This is a genomic window from Rhizobacter sp., from assembly GCF_035702065.1.
In the GTDB taxonomy this organism is placed as follows: Bacteria; Pseudomonadota; Gammaproteobacteria; order Burkholderiales; family Burkholderiaceae_C; genus Rhizobacter.
This window is the reverse complement of record NZ_DASSRA010000369.1, coordinates 1-3,133: the sequence shown is the minus strand read 5'-3', so window position 1 is coordinate 3,133 and position 3,133 is coordinate 1. Positions and strand designations below refer to the sequence as shown.

The 3,133-nt window shown below is 68.2% G+C and carries 3 protein-coding genes and 1 pseudogene; 2 read left to right on the top strand and 2 right to left on the bottom strand.

What is annotated here, in order from left to right; translation table 11 throughout:
• Positions 1-917 (bottom strand): trypsin-like peptidase domain-containing protein (locus VFL64_RS16390; protein WP_489541447.1); only part of this gene is annotated, 917 nt, incomplete at its 3' end.
• Positions 918-934: 17 nt separating this feature from the next.
• Here VFL64_RS16390 and VFL64_RS16385 point away from each other — a divergent pair.
• Positions 935-1,687 (top strand): Nif3-like dinuclear metal center hexameric protein, encoded by a 753-nt coding sequence (locus tag VFL64_RS16385; protein WP_489541446.1) that lies wholly within the window; start codon positions 935-937, stop codon positions 1,685-1,687.
• Positions 1,684-2,697: a 4-hydroxythreonine-4-phosphate dehydrogenase PdxA gene (gene pdxA / locus VFL64_RS16380; RefSeq protein ID WP_489541445.1), complete on the top strand. Its 1,014-nt coding sequence runs from the start codon at positions 1,684-1,686 to the stop codon at positions 2,695-2,697. Before VFL64_RS16385 ends, pdxA begins: the two co-directional genes overlap by 4 nt.
• A gap of 3 nt (positions 2,698-2,700) precedes the next feature.
• On the opposite strand, the pseudogene VFL64_RS16375 reads toward pdxA, so the two are convergent.
• A pseudogene (locus VFL64_RS16375) lies at positions 2,701-3,133 on the bottom strand (hypothetical protein); the annotation flags it as partial.

Here is a 3,133-nt window from a genome sequence, read left to right as displayed (position 1 = left end):
AGCGTGGCGGCGATCTCCGGCGTCAGGTCCTGCGGCTCGACGCCGATCCAGCCGCGGGTGATCTGGCCGTCGCGCACCAGGCCCTCCATCACCTCGCGCGCGGTGCTCGCCGGGATGGCGAAGCCGATGCCGAGGCTGCCGCCGGAGCGCGAATAGATCGCGGTGTTGATTCCCTCGAGGTTTCCGTTCACGTCGATCAATGCCCCACCCGAGTTGCCGGGGTTGATCGCGGCATCGGTCTGGATGAAGTTCTCGAAGGTGTTGATGCCGAGCTGGTTGCGCCCCAGGGCACTGACGATGCCCGAGGTGACCGTCTGACCCACGCCGAAGGGGTTGCCGATGGCCAGCACCACGTCGCCCACCTGTACCGTCTCGATGCTGCCGAAGGTGATGACCGGGAGCTTCTCGAGTGCGATCTTCAGCACGGCAACGTCGGTCTCCGGGTCGGCGCCGACGATCTTGGCCTTGGCCTGGCGGCCATCGGGCAGCTGCACCTCGATGTCGTCCGCGCCTTCGATCACGTGGTTGTTGGTCAGCAGATAGCCTTCGGGCGACACGATCACGCCCGAGCCGAGGCCGACCTGCGGCTGCTGTTGCTGGCGCTGGGCCTGGTCACCGAAGAAGAACTTGAACCAAGGGTCTTCGCTGTGCGGGTTGCGTTGCGGTGCCTTGCTGGCCACGATGCTCACCACCGCAGGGGTGGCGCGCTTCGCTGCCGCGGCGAAGCTCGGAGCGCTGCCCGAAGGTGCCAAGGCCACCGGCTGCACGGCCGGTGCCTGGCTGATCGACACGATGCTGGGCAGCCCGGTGCTTTCGCTTCCGCGCTTGATCCACTCCGGCTTGAGCGTGGCCACCACGAACAACACGGCCAAGGCCACGGTCACGGCTTGGGAGAAAATGAGCCACGTCTTGCGCATCAACGAGATCCTGTTTCATGACCTCACGCACCGAACTCGAGTCGTACCTGAGCACGCTGCTGGAGGTGGGGAAGTTCCGCGATTATGGGCCGAACGGTTTGCAGATCGAGGGCAAGCCAGAGGTGCAGAAGCTCGTCTCCGGTGTCACCGCGAGCCGTGCTTTCATCGAGGCGGCGATCGAGCAGAAGGCCGATGCGGTGCTGGTGCACCATGGCCTGTTCTGGAAGGGCCACGACGGCCGCCTGACGGGCTGGCTCAAGGCCCGCGTTGAACTGTTGATGGCGCACGGCATCAACCTCTTCGCCTACCACCTCCCGCTGGATGCGCACCCGCTCTACGGCAACAACGCGCAGTTCGGCGCCCAGCTCCAGTTCACACCCGACGGCCGCTTTGGTGAGCAGGAGCTGGGCTTCATCGGCAGCCCGGCTCAACCGCTCACCGCGGCTGCGCTCAAAGCCGTGCTGAGCTCACGCCTGGGCCGCCCGCCGGTGATGGTGGAAGGGCGCAATGAACAACCCATCCGGCGCGTGGCCTGGTGTACCGGCGGGGCCCAGGGCTACTTCGAAGCCGCCATCGCGGCCGGTGCCGATGCCTACATCACCGGCGAGATCTCCGAGCCGCAGGCCCACCTGGCGCGCGAAACCGGCGTGGCCTTCTTCGCCTGCGGCCACCACGCGAGCGAGCGCTACGGCGCACCGGCCCTGGCCACGCACCTTGCCGAGCAGTTCGGGCTGGAGCATCAGTTCATCGAGATCGACAACCCCGCGTGAACGCTCCGCTTGTCATCACCATGGGCGATGCCTGCGGCATCGGGCCGGAAATCATCGCCAAGGTGTTTGCTTCCGGCGAGGCGCAGGGCGCGTTCGTGCTGGGCGATGTCGGCGTGATGCGGCGGGCGCTGACCTTGACCGGGCGGCACACGGCGCTGGCCCTGATCGAGAGCGCTCACGACGCCGCTGACTGCCCGCCGAATTGCGTGCCGCTGATGCAGGCCCATGGGCTGCCGGCCGACTTGGCTCAGGCACCCGTGGGCCAGATCGACGCGCGGGCGGGTGCGGCTGCTGCGGCCTGCATCCGCCAAGCGGTGAATCTGGTGCGAGCCGGTGAGGTGCGCGCCATCGTCACCGCACCCATTCACAAGGAAGCCCTCGCCGCCGCCGGCGTGGGCTACCCCGGCCACACCGAGATGCTGCAGGCACTTGCCACCGAACCCGGACAGGTGCCGCCACCGGTGCGCATGATGCTGGCCAACGACGAGTTGCGCACGGTGCTGGTGACCATCCACATGTCGCTGCGACGGGCCATCGACGCGGTGAGCTTCGACGCCGTGCTGCAGACTCTGCGCATCGCCGACCAGGCCGCGCGCTCCTTCGGGTTGGCCGCGCCGCGCATCGCGGTGGCGGGGCTCAACCCGCACGCGGGCGAAGGCGGGTTGTTCGGCGACGAGGAGCTGCGCATCATCGGACCGGCGATCGCCGCCGCGCAGGCCGAGGGCATCGCCGCCAGCGGCCCCTACGCACCCGACACGGTGTTCATGCGTGCCCGCCACACGGCCGCGCACCCCGGTGAATTCGATCTGGTGGTCGCGATGACGCACGATCACGGGCTCATCCCGGTGAAGTACCTGGGAGTGGAGCAGGGCGTGAACGTCACGCTCGGTCTGCCGTTCGTGCGCACCAGCCCTGACCATGGCACGGCGTTCGACATCGCCGGCACCGGGCGCGCTGACCCGGCGAGCCTGCTCGCGGCGCTGCGCATGGCCGCTCGGCTGAGCGCCTAGCGGTTACTTGCTGTTGGCGGTGAGCGCGGCCAGCTGCTTGCGTGCCCGCGCGGTGGCGCGTTCGATCAGGTAGGAGCTCTCGAAGGCCTTGAATCGGCCGGTTTCGCACATGCGCGCGAGCATGCGTGCGGTGAGCGACACGGTCTCGTGGTGGCGCTTGCCGCGCGTGAACACGAAGAAGGCGCGGCCCGGGCTCACGTAGCTCAGCCGCACCTTCTGCCACTGGTCGTTCAGGTGCATCTGGTAGGCAAAGCCCAGGCGCACATGGTCCATCAGCGGCAGGCCTTGCGTGGGCTCGGCAGGCTCCTTGGACGTAAGGTCGAGATCGAGCGTTGCCGAGAGCTCGAGGTTGAGGTCGACCGGCCCGGTGTCGGGGCCGCTGCGCACCGGCTCCGGTTCGGGCTGGCTGGCGGTGAGGTCGATGTCGACATGGCCT

Excerpts from the sequence above, each read along its gene's own strand:
- VFL64_RS16385 (WP_489541446.1), top strand. The coding sequence starts at position 935 with ATGACCTCACGCACCGAACTCGAGTCGTACCTGAGCACGCTGCTGGAG.